Annotated in this window: 24 protein-coding genes; 11 read left to right on the top strand and 13 right to left on the bottom strand. The window is 35.8% G+C overall.

Going from position 1 to position 22,527, the window contains the following annotated elements; translation table 11 throughout:
- Nucleotides 1–49: 49 nt before the first annotated feature.
- The 4 genes from ISU00_RS10630 to ISU00_RS10615 all read right to left on the bottom strand — a co-directional run bounded on the left by ISU00_RS10630 (nucleotide 50) and on the right by ISU00_RS10615 (nucleotide 4,539).
- A complete protein-coding gene (locus ISU00_RS10630; RefSeq protein WP_228853729.1) occupies nucleotides 50–2,272 on the bottom strand; it encodes a M1 family metallopeptidase in 2,223 nt (740 codons plus the stop codon).
- A gap of 65 nt (nucleotides 2,273–2,337) precedes the next feature.
- Nucleotides 2,338–2,853: a DUF6702 family protein gene (locus tag ISU00_RS10625; protein WP_228850638.1), complete on the bottom strand. Its 516-nt coding sequence runs from the start codon at nucleotides 2,851–2,853 to the stop codon at nucleotides 2,338–2,340.
- A 110-nt stretch (nucleotides 2,854–2,963) separates the two neighbouring features.
- Nucleotides 2,964–3,704, bottom strand: a complete 741-nt coding sequence (locus ISU00_RS10620; RefSeq protein WP_228850637.1) for a carboxypeptidase-like regulatory domain-containing protein — start codon at nucleotides 3,702–3,704, stop codon at nucleotides 2,964–2,966.
- A 28-nt stretch (nucleotides 3,705–3,732) separates the two neighbouring features.
- A complete protein-coding gene (locus ISU00_RS10615) occupies nucleotides 3,733–4,539 on the bottom strand; it encodes a carboxypeptidase-like regulatory domain-containing protein (RefSeq protein ID WP_228850636.1) in 807 nt (268 codons plus the stop codon).
- Nucleotides 4,540–4,649: 110 nt separating this feature from the next.
- Here ISU00_RS10615 and pepE point away from each other — a divergent pair, with 110 nt between their 5' ends.
- The 6 genes from pepE (at nucleotide 4,650) to ISU00_RS10585 (ending at nucleotide 9,540) form a co-directional block, all read left to right on the top strand.
- Nucleotides 4,650–5,357 (top strand): dipeptidase PepE, encoded by a 708-nt coding sequence (gene pepE / locus ISU00_RS10610; RefSeq protein ID WP_228850635.1) that lies wholly within the window; start codon nucleotides 4,650–4,652, stop codon nucleotides 5,355–5,357.
- A 10-nt stretch (nucleotides 5,358–5,367) separates the two neighbouring features.
- Nucleotides 5,368–5,823, top strand: a complete 456-nt coding sequence (locus ISU00_RS10605; protein ID WP_228850634.1) for a GNAT family N-acetyltransferase — start codon at nucleotides 5,368–5,370, stop codon at nucleotides 5,821–5,823.
- Entirely contained in the window at nucleotides 5,820–6,557 is a 738-nt protein-coding gene (locus ISU00_RS10600; protein WP_228850633.1) for a M15 family metallopeptidase, read from the top strand. The genes ISU00_RS10605 and ISU00_RS10600 overlap by 4 nt, the downstream gene beginning before the upstream one ends.
- Nucleotides 6,558–6,582: 25 nt before the next feature.
- Complete coding sequence (locus tag ISU00_RS10595) at nucleotides 6,583–7,353, top strand: M48 family metalloprotease (protein WP_228850632.1); 771 nt, start codon at nucleotides 6,583–6,585, stop codon at nucleotides 7,351–7,353.
- Nucleotides 7,354–7,557: 204 nt separating this feature from the next.
- Nucleotides 7,558–9,078 carry a 2,3-bisphosphoglycerate-independent phosphoglycerate mutase gene (gpmI, locus tag ISU00_RS10590; RefSeq protein ID WP_228850631.1) on the top strand — a complete coding sequence of 507 codons (1,521 nt, stop codon included), beginning with the start codon at nucleotides 7,558–7,560 and terminating at the stop codon, nucleotides 9,076–9,078.
- A gap of 45 nt (nucleotides 9,079–9,123) precedes the next feature.
- Entirely contained in the window at nucleotides 9,124–9,540 is a 417-nt protein-coding gene (locus ISU00_RS10585; protein ID WP_228850630.1) for a BT0820 family HAD-type phosphatase, read from the top strand.
- On the opposite strand, the gene ISU00_RS10580 is transcribed toward ISU00_RS10585, so the two are convergent.
- Nucleotides 9,533–10,813 carry an acetyl-CoA hydrolase/transferase family protein gene (locus ISU00_RS10580; protein WP_228850629.1) on the bottom strand — a complete coding sequence of 427 codons (1,281 nt, stop codon included), beginning with the start codon at nucleotides 10,811–10,813 and terminating at the stop codon, nucleotides 9,533–9,535. The two genes, ISU00_RS10585 and ISU00_RS10580, sit on opposite strands and share 8 nt — an antisense overlap.
- A 131-nt stretch (nucleotides 10,814–10,944) precedes the next feature.
- Here ISU00_RS10580 and map point away from each other — a divergent pair, with 131 nt between their 5' ends.
- Genes map through ISU00_RS10565 form a run of 3 tightly spaced genes read left to right on the top strand, consistent with a single transcriptional unit; the run spans nucleotide 10,945 to nucleotide 12,853 of the window.
- On the top strand, nucleotides 10,945–11,763 hold the full coding sequence (map, locus tag ISU00_RS10575; protein WP_228850628.1) for a type I methionyl aminopeptidase: 819 nt from the start codon (nucleotides 10,945–10,947) through the stop codon (nucleotides 11,761–11,763).
- Entirely contained in the window at nucleotides 11,763–12,083 is a 321-nt protein-coding gene (locus ISU00_RS10570) for a cupin domain-containing protein (protein WP_228850627.1), read from the top strand. Before map ends, ISU00_RS10570 begins: the two co-directional genes overlap by 1 nt.
- 5 nt (nucleotides 12,084–12,088) lie before the next feature.
- Complete coding sequence (locus ISU00_RS10565) at nucleotides 12,089–12,853, top strand: class I SAM-dependent methyltransferase (RefSeq protein WP_228850626.1); 765 nt, start codon at nucleotides 12,089–12,091, stop codon at nucleotides 12,851–12,853.
- Here the strand turns inward: ISU00_RS10565 and ISU00_RS10560 are convergent, their stop codons facing one another.
- From ISU00_RS10560 to ISU00_RS10525, 8 genes are all read right to left on the bottom strand, one after another.
- Complete coding sequence (locus tag ISU00_RS10560) at nucleotides 12,854–13,837, bottom strand: FAD:protein FMN transferase (protein WP_228850625.1); 984 nt, start codon at nucleotides 13,835–13,837, stop codon at nucleotides 12,854–12,856.
- A gap of 5 nt (nucleotides 13,838–13,842) precedes the next feature.
- A complete protein-coding gene (locus tag ISU00_RS10555; RefSeq protein ID WP_228850624.1) occupies nucleotides 13,843–14,220 on the bottom strand; it encodes a Na(+)-translocating NADH-quinone reductase subunit F in 378 nt (125 codons plus the stop codon).
- Between the two features lie 130 nt (nucleotides 14,221–14,350).
- Nucleotides 14,351–15,661: an NADH:ubiquinone reductase (Na(+)-transporting) subunit F gene (gene nqrF / locus ISU00_RS10550; protein ID WP_228853728.1), complete on the bottom strand. Its 1,311-nt coding sequence runs from the start codon at nucleotides 15,659–15,661 to the stop codon at nucleotides 14,351–14,353.
- A gap of 1 nt (nucleotide 15,662) precedes the next feature.
- Nucleotides 15,663–16,391, bottom strand: a complete 729-nt coding sequence (nqrE, locus tag ISU00_RS10545) for an NADH:ubiquinone reductase (Na(+)-transporting) subunit E (protein WP_228850623.1) — start codon at nucleotides 16,389–16,391, stop codon at nucleotides 15,663–15,665.
- 42 nt (nucleotides 16,392–16,433) lie between these two features.
- Nucleotides 16,434–17,081 (bottom strand): NADH:ubiquinone reductase (Na(+)-transporting) subunit D, encoded by a 648-nt coding sequence (locus ISU00_RS10540; protein WP_228850622.1) that lies wholly within the window; start codon nucleotides 17,079–17,081, stop codon nucleotides 16,434–16,436.
- A 25-nt stretch (nucleotides 17,082–17,106) separates the two neighbouring features.
- Nucleotides 17,107–17,871 (bottom strand): Na(+)-translocating NADH-quinone reductase subunit C, encoded by a 765-nt coding sequence (locus ISU00_RS10535; RefSeq protein ID WP_228850621.1) that lies wholly within the window; start codon nucleotides 17,869–17,871, stop codon nucleotides 17,107–17,109.
- Nucleotides 17,872–17,875: 4 nt separating this feature from the next.
- Nucleotides 17,876–19,099 carry an NADH:ubiquinone reductase (Na(+)-transporting) subunit B gene (locus ISU00_RS10530; RefSeq protein WP_228850620.1) on the bottom strand — a complete coding sequence of 408 codons (1,224 nt, stop codon included), beginning with the start codon at nucleotides 19,097–19,099 and terminating at the stop codon, nucleotides 17,876–17,878.
- A gap of 2 nt (nucleotides 19,100–19,101) precedes the next feature.
- A complete protein-coding gene (locus tag ISU00_RS10525) occupies nucleotides 19,102–20,457 on the bottom strand; it encodes a Na(+)-translocating NADH-quinone reductase subunit A (RefSeq protein WP_228850619.1) in 1,356 nt (451 codons plus the stop codon).
- Between the two features lie 299 nt (nucleotides 20,458–20,756).
- Here ISU00_RS10525 and ISU00_RS10520 point away from each other — a divergent pair, with 299 nt between their 5' ends.
- Both ISU00_RS10520 and ISU00_RS10515 read left to right on the top strand, forming a co-directional pair.
- A complete protein-coding gene (locus ISU00_RS10520; protein ID WP_228850618.1) occupies nucleotides 20,757–21,155 on the top strand; it encodes a hypothetical protein in 399 nt (132 codons plus the stop codon).
- A gap of 96 nt (nucleotides 21,156–21,251) precedes the next feature.
- On the top strand, nucleotides 21,252–22,499 hold the full coding sequence (locus ISU00_RS10515; RefSeq protein WP_228850617.1) for a type IX secretion system plug protein: 1,248 nt from the start codon (nucleotides 21,252–21,254) through the stop codon (nucleotides 22,497–22,499).
- Nucleotides 22,500–22,527: the final 28 nt, after the last annotated feature.

Here is a 22,527-nt window from a genome sequence, read left to right as displayed (position 1 = left end):
AAACAAAAATACAGAGATGTTTGTTAATGTCAATATCAGATTGTCTTAATTATTCTTTAAGGGTATTTTTAAATGATTCAAACTCGCTGGTTTCTATTTTCCTTGGCCAACTGTTATTTGAAGTATCTACATCCGCAGTCTCGTCATCCGGATCAACAACAATTGAGACAATAGGCTTTTCTGAAGCAACAGCTTTGGTTACCACATAATCATTATGTCTCCAAATTTGTGCTGGATAAGTTTCCCTATAAGCAGAACCGTCAGCATACGTATATTCAACAATTATTGGCATTACCAGACCTCCAGGTTTATTGAAGGTTATATTATAAAAGTGTTTTGGACTTCTAAAATCCTTATTTTCACTTTCAGCAAGTTTTTCTTTGACAAATTTTTCAAGAGATTTAGAGTCACCAAATTGGGCATTGGATCCTGATAAACCTGATTCAACTTCTCTCAAATAAACATAATCGGTAAGGTCCATACTTTTATATCTTTTCTGAAGATTAACAGCATCAGCAGACGGAATATTTGTCAATACGTATTCTTCAACATTATCTATACCAATATCCACGTTATCTGTTGTATAAAACCATCCTCTCCAAAACCAGTCTAAATCAAAAGCCGAAGCATCTTCCATGGTTCTAAAGAAATCCTCGGGAGTTGGATGCTTAAACATCCATCTATGGGTATACTCCCTAAACGCATAATCAAACAATTCCTTGCCCATTACGGTAGTCCTCAAAATGTTGAGTGCCGTTGCCGGCTTGCCATAGGCATTACTACCAAACTGATAGGTATTTAATCCTTTTGTCATAATTGGCGCTATGGAATCTTGATTCCCAGCCATATAGGATATAATATTTTTTGCTGGACCTCTACGAGAAGGGTATTTTGTTTGCCCTTTTGATAATATTTCTGGATAAGTCTCAGCGAAATCTTGTTCGGCAACATATTGTAAAAAGGTATTAAGCCCTTCATCCATCCAAGTCCATTGACGCTCATCACTATTAACAATCATCGGAAAGAAATTATGTCCCACCTCATGGATAATTACGCTTACCATTCCGAATTTTGTTCTATCACTATATTTCCCAGTTTTATCAGGACGTCCATAATTCCAACAAATCATTGGATACTCCATACCCTGATTTTTAGCATTCACAGAAACCGCCTTAGGATAAGGATAATCAAATGTCATCCTGCTATAGGAAGTTAAGGTACTTGCAACCGCTTTTGTAGACCATTGCTCCCAAAGTGGATTCCCTTCTTTAGGATAAAGACTAACGGCCATAACATCCTTTTCACCAACCTTAACGGCCATCATATCCAAAATGTATTTTCTTGATGTTGCAAAACCAAAATCTCTAACATTTTCCGCTTTAAATTTCCATGTCTTAGTACCTTTTACCTTACCCTTTTTGTTTTCCTCTACTTCCTTTTGGGTAACAATTACAACCGGATTTTTATAAGACTTTTTTGCCGCTTCATAGCGATCCATCATTTTAACGGTATAAACCTCAGACCTATTCTGCAATACCCCGGTGGCTTCCATTATGTGGTCTGCAGGAACTGTAATATTAACATCGAAATCACCAAACGGGAGGGCAAACTCGTCTCTTCCCCAAAATTGAGAGTTTTGCCAACCTTCAACATCGTTATAAACTGCCATTCTAGGATAGAATTGAGCTATTACATATCCACGATTACCATCTTCAAATAATTCGTATCCACTTCTTGCCCTGTCAATTACGTGGTTATTTACATTGTACCACCATTTTATTGAAAATTTAAACGATTCACCAGATTGAAGAACTTTTGGCATTTCAACCCGCATCATTGTTCTATTTATGCCCACAGGCAAATCATTTCCATCCGCATCTTTTACTTCATCCAAATTAAAGCCTCCTTCAAAAGGAGCCTCTATATAGGAGTTAGAAAAACTTGAAATACGTTGATACGTCTTGAACTTAGAAGTTTCAATTAATGGAGATTTAGAATCTTTAGACCTCACATTTTGGTCTAGTTGAACCCATAAATATTTTAAAGGATCTGGCGAATTGTTGGTGTAAGTAATGGTCTCAAAACCACGAATAATTGCCTTATCATCATCTAAGGTAATATCCATGTTATAATCAGCTTTTTGTTGGTAATAACCAGGTCCGGGTGCTCCAGAACCAGTCCTAAACATATTAGGAGTGGCGAATTCATCATAAAGCTGCTTAAATTTATTTTCATTTTTATGACCTTCTTGTCTACTAGTTTGACCGAACATCACAAAAACTGACAACAGGGCTATTACGCTTGCAAATTGTTTCATGGGGAAATTTGAAATTTTAATTAGTCTTGGTTATTAGGAGATACTTTTAAATTGAAATGATCATTGCCAATCGTTAAAGTGGTACTTTCTCTCAATCCATTCAATTTAGTATGTATAATGTTTTGCTGCTTTTCAAAGGCGTCCATTAATACAGAATTCTTTACTTCGATTTCTTGTATATTAATAATATTCTGCACTTCCAAATAAGCAAATAACTGTCCATTTTCATGTCGCTTACCTAAGAATTTCACAGGTACAGATTTTCCATTTATGTCAATAGAAAGATTTTTAATGAGATAGTCTCTAAGTAAAATCAAATTCGGTTTACTTTCATCCTCAGAAGAGAATACCACTATATTACCTGTTGATTCATAAAGAGCTTTCTCAAGATCATCTAAAAATATCCTAGTTATAATCTGTAATGAAGCTTCACTAGGATTGTATTCTATTTCCGTAATACTTGTGTAATACTTGTGTAAAAAAGTTGATTTTGTGGTGGAGACAGCAAGTATAAAAACCAATACTGCAAAACTCAATAATTTTACTTTCATCTAAAAATAAATTAGCCTTCTTGGAGAATGGCGCCGAAATTATAAAAATTGACCTAAAGGGAGTGCTACCAAGGGAAGTTTAACAAATTATTAAGCTACTTTTCATTCAAATTATCTTTATACGATTCCAATTTAGATTCTAAAAATTGATACATGGATATGCTTTGATAATCATGGCAGAATTGAAGGAATTTTGGATCATCGGAAACATAAAAGAAATAGTCGGCCATCCGTTCATTTTCCCAATTTAAGTCTCCTAATAATGCTTTCGCATATTCCGAAACAACCATTTCTAAACAATTATTGGATTGCTCTAATTGAAGATACTTTTTAAGACGCTTAGTTCTCCCACTTATAACATTCAATAATTTGTGAACATTTATGGATAAACCTTGGAAAATATTTCCCTCACTAGCATCCTTATATTTTCGCTCGGCTTGGGTCAAGGGTAATCTTGTATTTCCCGGAATACCAAGATCATAAAAATCTAAGCTCCTTTTCGCGTCCGAATTCTCAATATCTGACCATAAATTTCCAGTTAATATTTTACCGACTATTACTTCATCTAGAACATTTATCTTCTCTTCCAAATAAACTTTTAGGGATTTACTATTATAAGTTAATGCATCTACAATAATTTCTATGGGTTTGTAGGCTAAGGCTGATATTAAAATGGTGTCGTTCTGTCTGGCAGAAATTAAAAAGCGACCCTGACCATCCGTAATAGTAAATTTCTCTGCTGATTTATTAATGATATGGATTCCTTCCAAATCGTCGTCAGCCAAAATCTGTCCATTAATTTCTACTAGATTTTGGGTCCATACACATTGGAACAATAAAAAAATTAGCGTAAAAAGAGGAAATTTAATTTTTGGCGCTCTCAATTTTTAAGAATTCATCCCTTTTGGAATATAAAAATTGAAGTAATTCTAATTCTTGACCTTCCTCCAATAATTCCGAATTAAAGCCATTATCCCTGGCATAAATTACAAAGGCATCTACTTGGTCTCGCGGAATATTAAAGTTGCTATGTATAAATTCTATATTATAAATGTCTTCAATTTGGCGGACTTCATCATCAATTCCTGCAATATCAGGTCCACTTTTGTCTTTTTGAAGAATAGGCTTAAGGATTAGCCCCATTATATTCTTAACATTCAAGCCGTTAACCAGCCTTCTTCCATAGTCTGGCATGGCAGTATTGTCAACACTAGATTGATAATCATCTCGGAAATCATAGTTAGAGCTATTTTCTATTCCGAAAGCCAGTGCATTTAAGTTTGGATTACTTGTTCTTACACTATCTATATCAGATCGCAAATTACCAGTTAAACCATAAGGTATTACGACAACTTCATCCAATCTATTTACTTGTTCTACAAGATATACTGTCATTATCTTGGTTTTCATAATAGAAGTATCAATTACCAATGTAATATCCTTGAACTGAAGTGCAGATATTTCGATGCGATCATTTAACCCGGCGAAGATAGTGAACTCGCCCCGTTCGTTAGTAATGGTACCACGGTTGGTAGAAGCATTAAAAATGGTGACTCCTTCCACATCATTACTATCAACAACAACTCGACCTCTTATTTCGGCACGTTTTAAATCTTGCCCCTGACAAAAAATGGCAATTAAGACAAAAAAGATGGTTAACTTTAATTTCATGGATGGTTTATTTGTTTGAAAATACTATCAATGTTCATATCAGTCAAACAGAGTTGTGGTAATCTTTTGTTAAAACTACCCTTTCACTAAATTTACGACAAAATAAGAAGATGAAAAATTTAATTGTTGCGAGCACTTCAACATTGCATGGTGGCAACTATTTAGACTATCTATTACCAGAGTTGAAAGAATTATTCGAAAACACTGAAGAAATAATATTTATTCCATTTGCAAGACCTGGAGGAATAAGCCATGAATCTTATACCTCAAAAGCTGCTGAGGCCTTTGTTAAGATTGGCAAAAAAGTGAAGGGTTTACATGAATTTGACCATCCAATTGAAGCTTTAAAATCAGCTAAAGGGATATTTACTGGGGGAGGAAATACTTTCGTTTTGCTCAATAAATTATATAAACTTGGGCTCATTGAAAGCTTAAGAGAGATTATAAATTCGGGAGTACCATACCTAGGAACTAGTGCAGGGAGCAATATTTGCGGGCTTACCATAAATACTACGAATGATATGCCGATAGTTTACCCACCAAGTTTTAAAGCCTTAGGATTACTACCTTTTAATATAAATCCACATTACCTGGACCCAATTCCCAACAGCACACACATGGGAGAAACACGTGAAACTAGAATTAAAGAATTTCTAGTATTTAATACTCAACCAGTTGTTGGTCTAAGGGAAGGAAGTTGGTTAAGAGTAATTAATGACAATATCCAGTTAAAAGGCAAATTAAAAGCAAGGATTTTTCAATTTGAAAAAGAACCCTACGAAGTAGCTACAAATACAGATCTGAGTAATTTAAAATAATCATTTGATTATGGGCAAAGACTCGGCGCTCAGCTTCAGACTTATAGAACCAAAAGAAACATATTTGGTTAGACATCCTGTTTTAAGAAAAGGTCGCTCCTTAGAGAGTTGTGCCATGGAAGGTGATGATGACGAAACTACTTTACATATTGGAGCATATTTTAAAAACCAACTTATCGGTGTAATGAGTCTAATGAATAAAAACAATCCAAACTTCGATGAAATGGGTCAATTTCAATTAAGAGGAATGGCTATCTTAGAACCCTACCAAGGTAAAGGTTATGGTGAGGAACTTGTCAATTTTGGAGAAAACCTTCTCAATGAAAAGTATAAGCTACCTTTCATTTGGTTAAATGCAAGAGAGCGTGCGAAAAACTTTTATTTAAAATTAGGGTATCAATTAATAGGAGAACCATTTAATATTGATCCAATCGGGATTCATTATCTAATGATAAAATCTTTATGAAAAGGAGAACTTTTTTAAGTAATACTGCCTGTGCAGTCCCCTTTCTTTATATAAATCCAACTAGTCTATTATCTAACAATAGTAAGGAAGACATTACCGCAACCGATTTAATGGGAAAGGCTGAACTAAAATTCAAAAACGATAATATACGTTTACGAGAAGATGCCTATAATGCATTTCTAAATATGCAAACAGCCGCCAAAAATGAGGGAATAGAAATTATGGTGGTTTCAGCCTATCGCAGTTATGACCATCAAAAAAATATTTGGAATAGGAAATATAAAAGTTATACCAATTCTGGATTGAGCCCACTAGAAAGCATTCAGAAAATAATTGAATATTCTACTATTCCAGGCACATCTCGTCATCATTGGGGTACAGATATAGACATAATAGATGGGAGTGTTCCACAACCAAAAAACGTTTTAAGCCCCGAACATTTTGAACCTAATGGTCCCTTTTCCAAACTAAAAAATTGGTTAATTAAAAATGCAAATAAATATGGGTTTTATTTAGTTTACACTAATAATCCAGACAGAAAAGGATTTAAATATGAACCTTGGCATTATAGCTATAAACCTCTCTCAAAAAAGTATTTACAAGCTTATAAAAATCAGGAAATCATTAACAATATTGTAACCGATGATTTAGATGGTGGATCTTATATTACCAAAGAATTTTTGAACACATATTACACAGAAAATATTTTAAACATTAACCCCGAACTTTTGTAAATTTAATTTTATCCAAGTTAAGAATATGAGAAACAGTAAATTAGCTATAAGACTATTATTAGGGTTAGCTATTGTAGCATTTGCATATTTTCAAAAATGCAGCAATACAGAAACCAATCCTTATACCGGAAGGGAGCAAGCTATTGGAATGACTCCCGAACAAGAAATTGCACTTGGAATTCAGACGGCCCCAGAGATGGCTCAACAATATGGAGGTTTACATCCAGATGAAAACTATCAAGCAATGGTAGACAATGTAGGAAATAAACTAGTCCAAAGTTCGATTGCCCATGAAACACCATATCGGTATGAATTCCATTTATTACGAGATCCTGAAACTGTAAATGCCTTTGCTTTACCCGGAGGACAGGTATTTATTACTTACGGATTATTTAAACAACTTGAAACTGAAGACCAATTAGCAGGAGTCTTAGGGCATGAAATCGGCCATGTCTTGGGGCGACACTCTGCGGAAAGAGTGGCAGAAACTCAATTTTGGCAAACAGTAAGCACAGGTGCACAAGTTGGTGCTGATATGGGGAATGTTGTGGCAGGTATTGGACAAACAACCTTATTGAAAAATGGTCGTGGCGATGAACTAGAAAGTGATGACCTAGGTATAAAATTTATGATGAAAGCGGGTTATAATCCAGAGCAAATGATTCAAGTAATGGAAGTTTTGAAAAGGGCTGCCGGCCCGAATAGGGTTCCAGAATTTCAGAGCACACACCCAGACCCGGATAATAGGATTGAACGTATTAGAGAATCCATTGAAAAATACAGAAAAACACTCTAAAAAGAGTGTTTTTCTTTCCTAACCAATCACCATAGTTACCAGCTATGGTTACTTTGAATGCATTCAAAATAAAGACGGTTTAATTACTCTTTTGTTACAGTAATCCCAGAACTTACTTTTTTATTAAAACTTGAATATTTCAAGGACTACGCTTTCTTATAATTTTATATAAGACGTATCTTTGGAACTCTCAAAATATAAGCCATGAGTAAGAAAGTAATTTTAATGATCTTGGATGGTTGGGGAATTTCTCCAGATCCTAAGGTTTCAGCAATAGACAAGGCATATACACCATTTATAGATGGCCTTTACCATAAATATCCAAACGCTACCCTTCGTACAGATGGGTTAAATGTCGGTTTGCCAGAAGGACAAATGGGAAACAGTGAGGTCGGCCACATGAATCTTGGGGCGGGTAGAATTGTTTATCAGGATCTAGTAAAAATAAATATGGCTGTTGAGAACCACACTTTACAGAATGAAAAAGTTCTAAAAGACGCCATAGATTATGCAAATAAAAATAATAAGTCTGTTCATTTAATGGGGTTATTGAGTGATGGAGGCGTACACTCTCATATTAATCATTTATTTGGTCTTATCGATGTCCTAAATGAAGCAGGGGTCCAAAAAAATTATGTACATGCCTTTACAGATGGAAGAGATGTTGATCCCAAGTCAGGTTTCGGTTTTGTAACCTCCTTGGAAGAACATATTAAGGACACACCCACAAAATTGGCAACGGTAATTGGTCGTTACTATGCAATGGACAGAGACAAAAGATGGGAAAGAGTAAAACTTTCATATGACGCTATCGTTAATGGAGTTGGAAAGAAAACCCACAATGCAACTGATGCCATTCAGGAGAGTTATAATGAAGATATCACCGACGAATTTATCAAACCAATTGTAGTTACTGATGAAAACGAATTGCCCGTAACCCAATTAAAGGATGGCGATGTTGTAATATTTTTTAATTTCCGCACAGATCGTGGCCGACAATTAACTGAAGTCCTGTCACAAAAAGATTTCCATGAGTACAATATGCACCATTTAAATTTGTACTATGTTACAATGACTAAGTATGATGACACTTTTAAAAAAGTGCATGTTATTTACGAGAAAGATAATTTAAATGATACTCTAGGGGAAATTCTTTCAAAAAATGGAAAAACCCAGCTACGCATGGCTGAAACAGAGAAATATCCTCACGTTACTTTTTTCTTTTCAGGTGGAAAAGAGGAACCTTTTTCTGGAGAATCCCGAATTATGAAAAATTCTCCCAAGGTGGCAACTTACGACCTTCAACCAGAAATGAGTGCCTATGAGTTAAGAGATGCGTTGGTTGATGAAATTAAAAGGGGAAAACAAGAGTTTATTTGTATAAATTTTGCCAACGGAGACATGGTGGGCCATACTGGTGTAATGGAGGCAGCAATAAAAGCTTGTGAAGCTGTAGATGCATGTGTTAAGGATGTCATTGAAGCCGCCTTGGAACAAGATTATGTAACAATAATTATTGCAGATCACGGTAACTGCGACACTATGATTAACCCAGACGGAACCCCTAATACGGCTCATACTACCAATCCTGTTCCTGTAATATTAGTATCTAATGAAACCCAACACATAAATGATGGAATACTTGGTGATATTGCACCTACCATATTGGATTTGATGGAAATAGAGCAACCGGAAGCTATGACAAGAACTTCATTACTCAAATAAGTCCACTATACAATTTATTGTAAATTTGCGCTAAGCAAAAAGTATATGACGCTCCAAAACCGACTGATCATTGCCGTTGATTTCGATGGAACTATAGTTGAAGATGCCTATCCCAAAATTGGCAAACCTCGCATTTTTGCTTTTGAAACTCTAAAACGTCTTCAAGAAGATGGTCATCGACTAATTTTATGGACTTACAGATATGGTCAATCCTTACAGGAAGCTGTAGATTTTTGCAAGAGCAATGGTGTAACATTTTATGCTGTAAACCAAAGCTATCCTAACGAACCTGTTGAAGATGGTAGGAGTCGAAAAATCCATGCAGATTTGTTTATAGACGACCGAAATATTGGAGGAATATTAGGTTGGGGTGAAATCTACCAATTAATTACCAAAAATGCTCCAGGCTATGGACATTTAGAAAAAAAGAAAAAGAAGGGTTTCTTCTCCTTTTTCAAATAATTCCTCTTCCTCCTAGTCTGAAATTTTCTCTATCAATAAACTCTCGATGATCGGGATGTGCAATATTTATTAGGGCTTTAATTCGTTCTTGCAACGTTTTGCCATAAAGATTAGCCACACCATATTCTGTAACCACATAATGTATGTGTGCCCTAGTAGTTACAACCCCCGCCCCTTGTTTTAAAAAGGGAACAATTCTACTTATACCCTTTTGGGTAACCGAAGGTAAAGCGATAATAGCTTTTCCGCCTTTACTTAAAGAAGCTCCCCTAATAAAATCCATCTGTCCACCAACTCCAGAATACATATTACTACCAATAGAATCTGCGCATACCTGACCTGTAACATCCACTTCAATTGCAGAATTGATGGCCACCATTTTAGGATTTTGTTTAATTATTGAAACGTTATTCACATAATTGGAAGATCTTAAATCTATATATGGGTTGTCATTTACATAATCATATAATCGTTTGGAACCGAACAAAAATGTAGCCAGCGCTCGCCCCCTATCAATCACTTTATAATTGCCATTAATAACATCATTTAAAATAAGGTCTATAACCCCATCTGAAAACATCTCGGTATGTAATCCTAAATTTTTATGATTGGTCAATTTAGAAAGTACAGCATTTGGGATATTCCCAATACCCATTTGCAATGTACTCTCATCTTCAATAAGTTCTGCAACATAATCTGCAATTTTGTTTTCAATGGCATTTGGTTCGGCTACTATATGCTCAGGTAGTGGCTCATCACATTCAACAAATGCATCGATCTCCGAAATATGAATAATTCCCGCTCCAAAAGTTCGTGGCATCTGTTTGTTAATTTGGGCAATTACATATGTAGCATTATCAATTGCTGCCAAAGTTGCTTCAACAGAAACACCCAATGAGCAATATCCATGTCTATCAGGAATTGAAACATGAATTAGTGCTACATCTATATCAATTATATTTCTTTTGAACAACAAAGGAAGTTCACTTAAAAAGACAGGAGTATAAGATCCGTTACCAGCTTTCAAGGTATGCCTCACATTCTTTCCAATAAAGAAAGAATTAACATGAAAGCTTTCTTTGTATTTTATATCAGCATATAAAGCTTCTCCTTCGGTGTGTAATTGACAAATAGTTACATTTCTCAGCTCTTCATGTCTAGCCGTCATTGCCCTCAGTAAAACTTGGGGGTTCGCAGCCGCAGCTTGTATATAAATTTTATCATTCGACTTTATAACTTTTACTGCCTCTTCAGCAGAAACCGCTTTATACATGGGTTTTTACTTTTATTAAAATTTATGAATTTATTGGATTAATTCATTTTGTTTATCAGTCCAATTAACCCCTGAATATACAATATTTTGGCATGCGATATTTTAAGTATCTTTGCCCATATTTTTAGGTAATGATTGAAGTTAAGACAGCTGAAGAAATTGAATTAATGCGTGAAAGTGCCCTCATTGTGTCTAAGACCTTGGGGATGCTTGCTAGTGAAGTAAAACCTGGAGTCAGCACTTTAGAACTAGATAAAATGGCGGAAAGTTTCATCCGTGATCATGGAGCCGAGCCCGGTTTTTTGGGTTTGTACGATTTTCCAAATACACTTTGTATGAGTCCAAATGATCAGGTGGTACATGGGTTCCCTACAAAAGATCCACTGAAGGAAGGTGATATTATTTCAATTGATTGCGGTGCTAAGAAAAATGGATTTTACGGTGACCACGCTTATACATTTAAAGTGGGTGAGGTAAGTAAAGAAATTGAACAACTTTTAGAGGTAACCAAAAAATCCCTTTACTTAGGTATTAAAGAATTTAAGTTAGGTAATCGAGTGGGAGACGTAGGTTTTGCCATTCAAAACTATTGCGAATCTTTTGGGTATGGTGTAGTTCGGGAATTAGTCGGACATGGTTTGGGGCGAAAAATGCATGAGGATCCTGAAATGCCGAATTACGGAAAAAGAGGTCGGGGAAAGAAATTTGTTGACGGAATGGTTGTGGCCATAGAACCGATGATAAATATGGGCACCCATAGAATTAAACACCATCGAGATGGTTGGACGATTACCACACGAGACAATATGCCTAGTGCTCATTTTGAGCATGACGTTGCCTTAGTTGATGGAAAACCTGAATTATTATCCACCTTCGCTTATATATATGAAGCCCTAGGAATTGAAAGTGATGAGGAAGACGCATTTAGAAAAAATTTATTAGTTCTATAATGGGAAAGATTGTATTAAAAGATATTGAACCTAAAGAAATTATAAAGGGATACCACGGGAGGTTTATACATATGGACACCTATACACTAGGCTTTTGGGAAGTTGAGGCAGGTGCCGAAATACCAATCCATTCACATGTACACGAACAGACCACCCAAGTCATCGAAGGGGAATTTCAAATGACGGTTGATGGAAAAACAGAAATATATACCCCTGGTATGATCGTAAAAATTCCATCTCATGCGCCTCACGGAGGAAAAGCAATTACGAACTGCAAACTCTCCGATGTATTTTGCCCAGCAAGAGAAGATTATAAATAGAAACCTTGAAACAACTTTTTAAAACCGCCCTAAATCGCATACCAAGAAAGTACCTTATTAGGTCTAGTTTGGCTGTACGTCCACTTTTAGCCATTTATCTTAAGGGAGACAAATACACTGATCCTATAGATGGAAAATCTTTCAGAGAATTTCTTCCCTATGGGTATGAAAATATTCGTGAGAATGCTTTATCTCCAAGCACTTTATCTCTAGAAAGACATCGTCTTCTGTGGTTATATTTGAAAAATGAAACTGATTTTTTCACTGCGAATAAAAAAGTTCTTCATTTTGCACCTGAACAAGCTTTTTTCGAACGATTTAAGGCAATGGAAAATTTAGATTATACAACAACCGATATTGAATCGCCAATTGCTGACGTAAAGGCCGATATCTGCAATCTTCCATTTCCAAATGACTCTTTTGATTTAATTATTTGTAATCATGTTCTTGAACATATTGAAGATGATAGACGCGCAATGAATGAGTTATATAGGGTCATGAAACTAGGAGGAATGGGTATTCTTCAGGTACCTTATGAGGTTGAACGCGAAACTACATATGAAGATCCATCCATTACTACTAAAAAGGACCGCAAAGAAGCCTTCGGACAATACGACCATGTTCGTGTTTATGGCAAAGACTTTTTCGAGCGCCTAGAAAATACTGGTTTTAAAGTCGTCCAAGCAGACTATACCAAGAAGTTAACGGATGAACAAATTGAACGGTATTGTCTAAACAAAGGTGAAATTATTCCTGTTGTTTATAAATAGTTATTTAACAGGAAATTCATTAATCGAGAGAGTCTCAAGTTCCCTATTTGCATTTTCAAATATTAAAAACGCTTTAAGTTCTGTGTGCTCTTCCAAAAATCTCTTGACTTTTTCAATCCCCATCGCTTTAAAAGCGGTTGCATAAGCATCAGCAGTCATACAATTTGAAGCAATAACAGAAATGCTCAACAGATTGGTGTTACTTGGATACCCAGAATCTGGATCTATAATATGCGAATAACGGTTTCCTAGAGAATCTACCTTAAATTTTCTATAGGTACCAGAGGTGGCCATGCTTGCATCTTTTAATGTAATTGCTTTCAAAATAGAACGAGAACCATCAAAATGTGGCTCCTCTACCCCTACCTTCCATGGCTTGTTCGATTCTTTATTTTCTCCTCTTACCCTAATTTCACCACCAATTTCAACTAAGTAGTTGAAACTGTTTTTGGACTCAAGGAATTCTCCAACGACATCTACTGCATATCCTTTTGCAATAGCATTAAAATCAATAAATGTTTTTAATGGTTTGGTTAATTTTTGTCCCTTCAATACAACTTTATCCAAACCAACAAAAGGTTTCAAACTATCTATCAGGGAACTGTCAACGGCTTGTATTCCACCTTCTGGACCAAAATTCCATGCATTTACCAGAATACCTATAGTTGGATCGAAAACACCTTCTGTCTGATTGTAAATATTTTTTGAAACATTGAATACTTCCATAAAATGCTCATCAACATCCCCCCCGTTACTTTTATTAATTTCAGATATAATGGAATTATCCCGATAAGTACTCATAGAAGCATTTATAACTTCTAATAAGCTATCTATTTCTTTTTGAAAATTCTGTTCTTTATCATAAACAATAGAGTAGGAAGTACCAAATACAGGACCATTAAGACGTTGATTTGTTATCTCTTCTTTACATCCCAGGGTAAAGATTAAAAACCAAAGGATTAAAATAAATTTGGAAATTTTCATTCTAGCTAGTTTAAATGAGTCTCTATAACTTGAATACCATTGTATTCAATAAGATATTCCTCATTAAGGTAAATAGGTAATTCTTCACCATTGGGATTACCTAAACCAACCCCTGCAAAAAGCACTTTCGCATCTTTATCCCTTGCATGCTTCTTAAATGTTTCCATCCAAACCATATCATAATTATTAGGATTATCAGGTAGAATCACAACCTTCACCAAAACAAAATAATATTGCCCATTCTTATCAATACAGACAAATTGTGGATGCTTCTTTAGCTTGCTATTAATAGCAATGAATTCAAATCCACGTCTCTCCAACTCCTTTCCAACGTGATTCATGGCAAGGTTATGCAATTCTTGATTCGTTAAGGGTCTGCTCATGAAACAAATTTACAATATCAAAAATTCAGAATTCCTAATAGACATATAAAATCCCCTTTTTGCACAGAGGCCAATTTAGTCCATAAAAAAACCGACAAACGTTGTCGGTTTTTGTTATTTAATTTTTTAATTATCCTCCGAAATCATCGAATCGGATATTTTCATCTGGTATTCCGAAGTCTTCACCCATTTTCTGAACTGCTTGGTTCATCAACGGAGGACCACAGAAATATAATTCAATATCTTCTGGAGCATCATGCTTGCTCAAATAGTTATCAATTACACAGTTGTGAATGAAACCAACAAACCCATCTCCTTCCTCATCGTGGATATCCTCTTTAACTTTCCAGTTATCTTCAGGTAGTGGCTCAGACAATGCCAAATAAAAATTAAAATTCGGGAAATTACGCTCTAACTCCCTGAAATGTTCCAAGTAGAACAATTCACGCTTAGAACGACCACCGTACCAATAAGTAACCTTTCTATTTGTCTGTAATGTTTTGAATAAATGGTATAAGTGAGAACGCATCGGCGCCATACCAGCTCCACCACCAACATATAGCATCTCAGCCTCAGACTCATTGATAAAGAACTCACCATAAGGCCCTGAAATAATTACTTTATCTCCAGGTTTCTGGTTGAAAATATATGAAGATGCAATACCAGGATTAACATCCATCCAACCATTTTTATTTCTATCCCATGGTGGAGTTGCGATACGTACGTTCAGCATAATATCTCTACCTTCAGCAGGATAAGAGGCCATAGAATAAGCACGCTCAATGGCTTCGGTATTTTTCATTACTAAAGGCCATAAATTGAATTTGTCCCATTCAGCTTGAAATTTATCAGGAGTTTCATGCTCTTCAGGGTGAGCGGTAATATCGATATCCTTATAATTTACAGTACATGGAGGCACTTCAATTTGTATATAACCACCAGCCTTGTAATTCATATCTTCAGGAATTCTAACAACAAACTCCTTAATAAAGGAAGCAACATTATAATTTCTGACAACTTCAGCTTCCCATTTCTTAATACCAAACACTTCTTCAGGAATGGTTATTTCCATGTCTTGTTTTACCTTAACCTGACAGGCTAGACGCGCTCCGTGTTGCAGTTCCTTTCTTGTAAAGTGAGGTGTCTCTGTAGGCAAAGCTTCCCCTCCTCCTGAAAGGACATGACATTCGCATTGGATACAAGTTCCTCCTCCACCACAGGCAGAAGGCAAGAATATTTTTTGGTTACCCAAAGTTGAAAGCAAGGAACCACCAGATTCTACCTGCAGTTCCTTTTCACCATTAATTTTAAGTGTGACCGGCCCTGACGGGGACAATTTTTGTTTTACTACAAGTAATAATGCCACTAATAAAAGGGTAACCACCAAAAAGGCCAATACGGTAGCCATAATGGTTCCCACAGTTCCTGCTGCTAAGATCATGTTATTCAATATCATTAGAAAGTTTAGCTATATCGTCTTTAATCGGTTCTTCTTTAACCTCTTCTTTTTCAATTTTTACAGTTTCAGTGTTTTCCTCCTGGGCTGCATCATCACCACCAGTTAACATTCCACCAAAACTCATAAATCCAATTGCCATTAAACCGGTAATGATAAACGTAATACCCAATCCACGTAATGGTGGTGGAACATTGGAATATCTAATTTTTTCTCTAATAGCAGCAATTGCTAAAATAGCCAAGAACCACCCAATACCAGATGCTATACCATAATTAAAAGCCAAGCCCAAGGTTGGGATTTCCCTTGATTGCATAAACAAAGAACCTCCAAGAATAGCACAGTTAACCGCAATAAGAGGTAAAAATATCCCCAATGAGTTATAAAGTGCAGGAGAGAATTTCTCAACCACAATTTCTACCAATTGAACCATAGTTGCAATGGTGGCAATGAACATGATGAATGATAAAAAGCTTAGATCGTAATCAGCAAAATCATCACCTAACCATTTAAGTGCTCCTTCTTGAAGAATATATTGGTCTAACAACCAGTTCAATGGAACGGTAATTGCCAATACGAAAATAACTGCCGCTCCCAAACCTACTGCAGTAGACACTTTTTTAGACACGGCCAAATAAGAACACATCCCAAGGAAGGTTGCAAAGACCATATTGTCAATAAAAATGGATTTAAAAAATAACTCTATATGTTCCATAATTTTTTAATTCTGTATTTAATGGTAGTCTTCTGGTTTTTATCAATGATCCTCAATCAATTCACGATTTCTGCTACGTTGCACCCAAATTATAATTCCCACAACAATAAGGGCCATAGGAGACAACAACATAAATCCGTTATTTTCATAACCAATTGAATAAAGTCCTGTTTTTTCAACAGGATTTCCTAGAACCGGAAAACCTAACAGGGTACCAGAACCTAACAATTCTCTAAAGAAACCAACGATAACTAAGATGATACCATAACCTAACGCGTTACCAATTCCATCTAAAAAGGATCTCCAAGGGCCATTTCCCAGAGCAAATGCTTCAAAACGTCCCATAATAATACAGTTGGTAATAATTAAACCAACAAATACCGAAAGTGTTTTACTTAACTCATATGCAAAAGCCTTTAGGACTTGGTCAACAATAATCACCAATGCCGCAACAACGGTTAATTGCACGATAATCCTAATTTTTGAAGGAATAATATTTCGTATCAAAGAAATAACCACATTACCTATACCTAACACAAATATTACAGATATAGCCATCACAATTGATGCCTTAAGTTGTGCGGTAATCGCCAATGCAGAACAAATACCCAACACCTGAATAGTAATAGGGTTGTTGTCCGCAAGAGGATCAGTTATTAATTTGGTGTCTTTTTTAGATAAAAGTGCCATATATAATTGTTTTATGCATCAATAATTATTGAATAGCCTGTTCAAGAGTTTTGTCTTTAAAATAAGGCCAATAAAGTTTTAGATCGTTTTTAATCATGTCTGTAACACCATTTCCGGTAATGGTAGCACCCGCTAAAGCATCCACTTCATTATCAACCTTATCCTCATTCTTTGGATCAGCATTTCCTTTTGCAACCGAAATACCTTCAAAAGTACCAGATTCTGTAAGCAGGTGTTCCCCATAAAAATCATCCATGAAGTATCTTTCTTTAATGTTGGCACCTAAACCAGGTGTTTCTCCCTTGTGATCGAAGTAAACACCTTGAACCACAAATGCGTCATCAACAGCAATATAACCCCAAATCGCATCCCACAAACCTTTGCCATAAATAGGAATCACATAGGAAGTTTTTCCATCCTTCTCACCAACAAAAACAGGTAATCTGCGAGCATAATCTGGATCTTTGGCCTTTGCTTGCTCCTTTTTAACATCTATTAAGTATGCCTCAGGATCTTCAGTTACCTCACCATTTTGAAGCACTAATTGTTTTTTTATATACTCATCAAATAACTTCGGTGCATCTGCCGTTGAAACAAAGACCGCAGAAGTTTCGTCATTATCATTAACACCCATCGCATAAAGGATGTTTTGTTGTTTTTCCAACCTTTTATTTTCATCAATCGTTGGTTTCAATGCTGATGCAGTAAAGGCTAATAGGGACCCAACCGCAACGACCATTAAAATGGCGAAAATGATCGTGTAACTATTTTTATCTGTATTAATTGCCATCGAATTAAGCTGTTTTAAGTTTTAAACGTTTTTTACGTTTTTTAACGTTGGCTTGAACCACATAATGATCAATAGTTGGTGCAAATACGTTCATTAATAAAATCGCGAGCATTACACCCTCAGGATACGCCGGATTAAATACTCTAATTAAAATTGAAATAAACCCTATTAGGAATCCATAAATCCATTTTCCCTTGTTAGTTTGGGAAGCAGTTACCGGATCTGTTGCCATATATACAACTCCAAAGGCAAACCCCCCAATTAGTAAATGGTACCAAAAGTCAGTGCTCATAAGGCCGTAGAATTTACTTCCCTCGGATATCCAACCTGCATCAACAACACCATTAAATATCAAGCCCATAACAATAGCACCCACAACAGCAGAAAGCATAATTCTCCAACTTCCTATCTTTGTGAAAATCAGAAACAAACCACCCAGAATTATTAATATGGTAGAAGTTTCACCAACCGATCCTGGTATAAACCCTAGAAACGCATCCATTGCACTATAACTCGGCGTATTGTTTTGAGCCAATGAACCAAGAATAGTCTCTCCTGAAATCGCATCTACTTTTGCACCGGCCGCCATTTCTTGAGCTCGATCGACCGCACCATGTACCCAAACCTTATCTCCTGACATCCATGTTGGATATGCGAAGAATAAGAATGCTCTAATCGTTAAGGCAGGATTCAAAATATTCATACCTGTTCCACCAAATACTTCCTTCCCGATAACAACACCAAAGGCAACTGCCACTGCAAGCATCCACAACGGAACATCGATTGGTACAATTAAAGGAACCAACATACCAGTTACGAGATATCCTTCCTCAACTTCATGCCCTTTTATTGTGGCGAAAAGAAATTCAATTCCCAAACCAACACCGTAAGAAACAATTACAAGGGGAAGAACTTTCCACAGACCTACCACTAGATTATCCCAATTCCAAAAATTAGCGTCGAAGAAACCAGCAACAGCATCAATTTCTCCTAATGCTAAATGATGTTGGTAACCAGCATTAAACATTCCAAAGATTAAACATGGAATTAAGGCCATGATAACAGTGTTCATGGTTCTCTTTAAATCGTCTGCTACCTTAATATGAGTACCACCATGAGTAACCTCATTTGGCGTATACAAGAAGGTATGAAAGGCATTAAAGGCGGTAGCCATCTTAGTACCCTTATATTTTTCCTTCAGGTTATGTAAATTTTGTTTTAAACTCATGTTTATCCAATTTCTTTAATCATTAAGTCTAATCCTTCTCTTATAATTTTTTGATGTGGCTGTTTAGAAACGCACACAAATTCAGTAAGTGCAAAATCTTCAGGAGCAACTTCATACATGCCTAATGCTTCCATTTCATCAAGGTCTTTATACTTACAAGCCTTTAAGATTTGAAGTGGATACATATCTAATGGAAAAACTTCTTCATAAGAGCCTGTTACCACAAATGCCCTATGTTCTCCATTGGTATTTGTTGAAAGATCGTACTTCTTGTTTTTGTTTAGCCAAGAAAATGTAAGTGCTCTTGAAGTGGAAATCTTATTGAAAACAGGCTTAGTCCAACCGAACAATTCATAATCATCACCTTCAGGAATTACAGTTATAGAATTTGAATAATATCCAAGATAACCATCCGGAGCAACCTGCTTACCAGTTAAGATATCTCCAGAAATAATTCTACAATTGGCATCCTTATCAATACCATTGTCATAAACCATGGTTGCTATTTCACTACACAATTTAGTTTTGAAATAACGAGGTTGTTTCACACAAGATCCTGTTAGGGCAACTACCCGCTCAGCATTAAATTTTCCTGTCAATAAAAGCTCTCCGATGATGGCCAAATCCTGAGGATTTATCGTCCATACAACCTCTCCTTTATTTACTGGATCAATTTTATTAATAAGTGTCCCAACATTACCGGATGGGTGTGGGCCACTGACATTATGAATTTGAACTCCGTTTAAGGATTTAAAAGGTGAGTCACCGCCTTTTGCAATCCCAACATGGATTTTACCCGCGGTCAACTTAGACAAAGCATCAATTCCAGCCTGCAAATAGGATTCTCTGCCCTTTAATATAAAGTTGAAGTCTGGGGCTAAAGGTGCAGAAGCAAAAGCAGAAATAAAGATTGACTTAGGTTCTGAGCTTGGCTTCGCGATAATATCATAAGGACGTTGTTTAACAAAAACCCAAGCACCTGTTTTCTGCAAATAACCTCTGATACTGTCGGCTGTTGCATTATTAAGGTCGATCCTACCGTTTTCAACATAGATCTGCTCCTTATCAGCTTGAATTTTAATGCCTAGAATTCTTCGTTTAGCACCCCTAGGAATTTCAATTATTTCACCAGAAACTGGTGAAACGAAGTTTACATCCTCAAAATTCTTATCATAAAAAATAGGCTCACCAGCCTTAACTTTTGAGCCTTCCTTTAATATTAATTTTGGCGTTACCCCGTGAAAGTCTTCAGGTCTCAGTGTATAGTAATTACTCACTATGGCGTTTTCGATTTTCTTTTCAGCTTCGCCAACAAGCTTGATGTCGAGACCCTTTTTAATCTTAATGTCGTTGGACATGTTTTTCAGTCTATAAAATTGGTATAGTAAGAGTGATTTTTATTCGACTTAAAAATCCGTGCAAATTTACAATAATTGAAATTATTATTACGGAATATTTATTTAGAATCATTCAAAATTAAAACCTTTTCTGAACATCGAAATCAAATAAAAAACCATTACAAATTTACTGAACTTAGGACTTAAAAAACTTAAATGTTGACCTATAGGCCCAAAAATTCCATGTTAAAAAATAGTAATTCTGTTAATTTTTTCTTAAATTCCAAAATCTCAACCTAGGGACACTAACATCAACCATCATGAAAACAATAACAATTAGCGCTGTGCTTTGCATGTTTTCTTGTTTTTTGTCCGCCCAATCTATCTTCTTTAACAGCAACTCCGACCAACAGACTATGCAGCGGAGTTTTATGAAAAATGGTGAGGACAAAACCCAGTTAACATTAGTCTCCGATATTATCGGTGCAAAACAAATGGAGGAAGTTTCAAAAGAAGATTTAAAAAATTCAAAGTTTTTTTCTTTTGATCTAGACCAATGTCTTACAAGACACAAATTAGTGGTAGACAAAATGAGGAGTTTACAAAAATCATTTGGAGATTTTTTAGATTTATTTGACGCCAAACCATTGTGGGATTCCAATTCAGAAGTCGATTGGAACCGCCATTTATTGAGCCATTCCGGACAAGGCAATCGGTAATCACCAGATTACTTACCTTTTTAACCTATAGAGTACCAAATTCATTCTGGTATTTAGGCACATTATTTGCCTATATTTAGCAAATAAACTGTCCGAATGAAACATTATTTATTTTGTCTTTTCTTACTTCTTAGCATGCATTTTTACCATGCTCAAGTAATTGAAACAAATCCACCCAATTACATTAAGACAATAACATTTAAGGGTAATACACCGGAAAGCAGTTTGCCTATACTTAAACTTGGCGAAACCTTACAATTGGAATTTGATGCGCTTAACGGGGATGAGGCCGACTATTATTATGAAATAGAACATTTTGATTATAATTGGAAACCTTCTCAGCTTTCAAAACCAGAATATCTGGCCGGTTTTGACAATCAGAGAATTCGAGATTATGAAAATTCCTATAACACCTACCAGATTTATTCACATTACAGATTACAAATTCCAAACCCCCAAACGCGGGGCTTATTAAAAAGTGGAAACTATTTATTGTCTATCAGAAATAGTTATGGTGACCTTATTTTCAGTAGGAAATTTATGATTTATGAAGAATTGGCAAATGTCGGGGTTAGCATAAAACGAAGTAGGGATGTTAAGTTCATCAACGAAAAACAAAGTGTTGACTTTGTAATTACCGGCCGCGGTTTAAGATTTAATAATCCTTTGGAAACTGTAAAAACCGTGATTGTACAAAACAACAATTTAAATACAGCAATTTTTGGATTACGGCCACAATACGCCCTAGGTAATGAGCTTATTTACCGCTATGTGAAAGAAAGTAGTTTTTGGGCCGGAAATGAATACCTGTTTTATGAAAATCGGGATATTAGAGTGGCGAATACCGGAGTTCAATTCATTGATTTAAAAGAAGTTTACCACAATTACTTATTCACCAATGAAATTAGGGCAAATAGGCCATATACTTACAATCCAGACATAAACGGGAATTTTGTGATAACTGCTGATGCTATGAATGACATATCTATTGAAGCCGATTATGCGGTTATTCATTTTTCTTTATTGTCTCCAGAACTAATGGATGGACGCAGCATTTATGTATATGGTAATTATAACAATTACGCCTTAGAGGAAGAAAATAGAATGTATTATAACGGAGACCGTGGAGTATACGAAGCTAAGTTACCGATGAAGCAAGGTTTTTATAATTATAAATATGTTATTGTAAACCCAGACGGAGTCTTGGATGAAGGAGCAATATCTGGGAATTTTTGGCAAACTGAAAACAACTATAAAGTATTGGTTTACTATCGTGATTTAGGAGCGAGATTCGATCGTATGATAGGCGTTGGAGAAGCATCATCAGTTAATATTTCTAACTAGAGGTTATTTCGTAATTTTGACCTTCCTC

Source organism: Aegicerativicinus sediminis, from assembly GCF_015476115.1.
In the GTDB taxonomy this organism is placed as follows: Bacteria; Bacteroidota; Bacteroidia; order Flavobacteriales; family Flavobacteriaceae; genus Aegicerativicinus; species Aegicerativicinus sediminis.
This window is presented reverse-complemented; position numbering and strand designations above follow the sequence as displayed.

What these genes read in the sequence shown, in the direction of transcription:
- ISU00_RS10630 (WP_228853729.1), bottom strand. Translation starts at nt 2,272, where the DNA reads ATGTTCGGTCAAACTAGTAGACAAGAAGGTCATAAAAATGAAAATAAA.
- ISU00_RS10615 (WP_228850636.1), bottom strand. Translation starts at nt 4,539, where the DNA reads ATGAAATTAAAGTTAACCATCTTTTTTGTCTTAATTGCCATTTTTTGT.
- pepE (WP_228850635.1), top strand. Translation starts at nt 4,650, where the DNA reads ATGAAAAATTTAATTGTTGCGAGCACTTCAACATTGCATGGTGGCAAC.
- ISU00_RS10605 (WP_228850634.1), top strand. Translation starts at nt 5,368, where the DNA reads ATGGGCAAAGACTCGGCGCTCAGCTTCAGACTTATAGAACCAAAAGAA.
- ISU00_RS10600 (WP_228850633.1), top strand. Translation starts at nt 5,820, where the DNA reads ATGAAAAGGAGAACTTTTTTAAGTAATACTGCCTGTGCAGTCCCCTTT.
- ISU00_RS10595 (WP_228850632.1), top strand. Translation starts at nt 6,583, where the DNA reads ATGAGAAACAGTAAATTAGCTATAAGACTATTATTAGGGTTAGCTATT.
- gpmI (WP_228850631.1), top strand. Translation starts at nt 7,558, where the DNA reads ATGAGTAAGAAAGTAATTTTAATGATCTTGGATGGTTGGGGAATTTCT.
- ISU00_RS10585 (WP_228850630.1), top strand. Translation starts at nt 9,124, where the DNA reads ATGACGCTCCAAAACCGACTGATCATTGCCGTTGATTTCGATGGAACT.
- ISU00_RS10580 (WP_228850629.1), bottom strand. Translation starts at nt 10,813, where the DNA reads ATGTATAAAGCGGTTTCTGCTGAAGAGGCAGTAAAAGTTATAAAGTCG.
- map (WP_228850628.1), top strand. Translation starts at nt 10,945, where the DNA reads ATGATTGAAGTTAAGACAGCTGAAGAAATTGAATTAATGCGTGAAAGT.
- ISU00_RS10570 (WP_228850627.1), top strand. Translation starts at nt 11,763, where the DNA reads ATGGGAAAGATTGTATTAAAAGATATTGAACCTAAAGAAATTATAAAG.
- ISU00_RS10560 (WP_228850625.1), bottom strand. Translation starts at nt 13,837, where the DNA reads ATGAAAATTTCCAAATTTATTTTAATCCTTTGGTTTTTAATCTTTACC.
- ISU00_RS10555 (WP_228850624.1), bottom strand. Translation starts at nt 14,220, where the DNA reads ATGAGCAGACCCTTAACGAATCAAGAATTGCATAACCTTGCCATGAAT.
- nqrF (WP_228853728.1), bottom strand. Translation starts at nt 15,661, where the DNA reads ATGATCTTAGCAGCAGGAACTGTGGGAACCATTATGGCTACCGTATTG.
- nqrE (WP_228850623.1), bottom strand. Translation starts at nt 16,391, where the DNA reads ATGGAACATATAGAGTTATTTTTTAAATCCATTTTTATTGACAATATG.
- ISU00_RS10540 (WP_228850622.1), bottom strand. Translation starts at nt 17,081, where the DNA reads ATGGCACTTTTATCTAAAAAAGACACCAAATTAATAACTGATCCTCTT.
- ISU00_RS10535 (WP_228850621.1), bottom strand. Translation starts at nt 17,871, where the DNA reads ATGGCAATTAATACAGATAAAAATAGTTACACGATCATTTTCGCCATT.
- ISU00_RS10530 (WP_228850620.1), bottom strand. Translation starts at nt 19,099, where the DNA reads ATGAGTTTAAAACAAAATTTACATAACCTGAAGGAAAAATATAAGGGT.
- ISU00_RS10525 (WP_228850619.1), bottom strand. Translation starts at nt 20,457, where the DNA reads ATGTCCAACGACATTAAGATTAAAAAGGGTCTCGACATCAAGCTTGTT.
- ISU00_RS10520 (WP_228850618.1), top strand. Translation starts at nt 20,757, where the DNA reads ATGAAAACAATAACAATTAGCGCTGTGCTTTGCATGTTTTCTTGTTTT.
- ISU00_RS10515 (WP_228850617.1), top strand. Translation starts at nt 21,252, where the DNA reads ATGAAACATTATTTATTTTGTCTTTTCTTACTTCTTAGCATGCATTTT.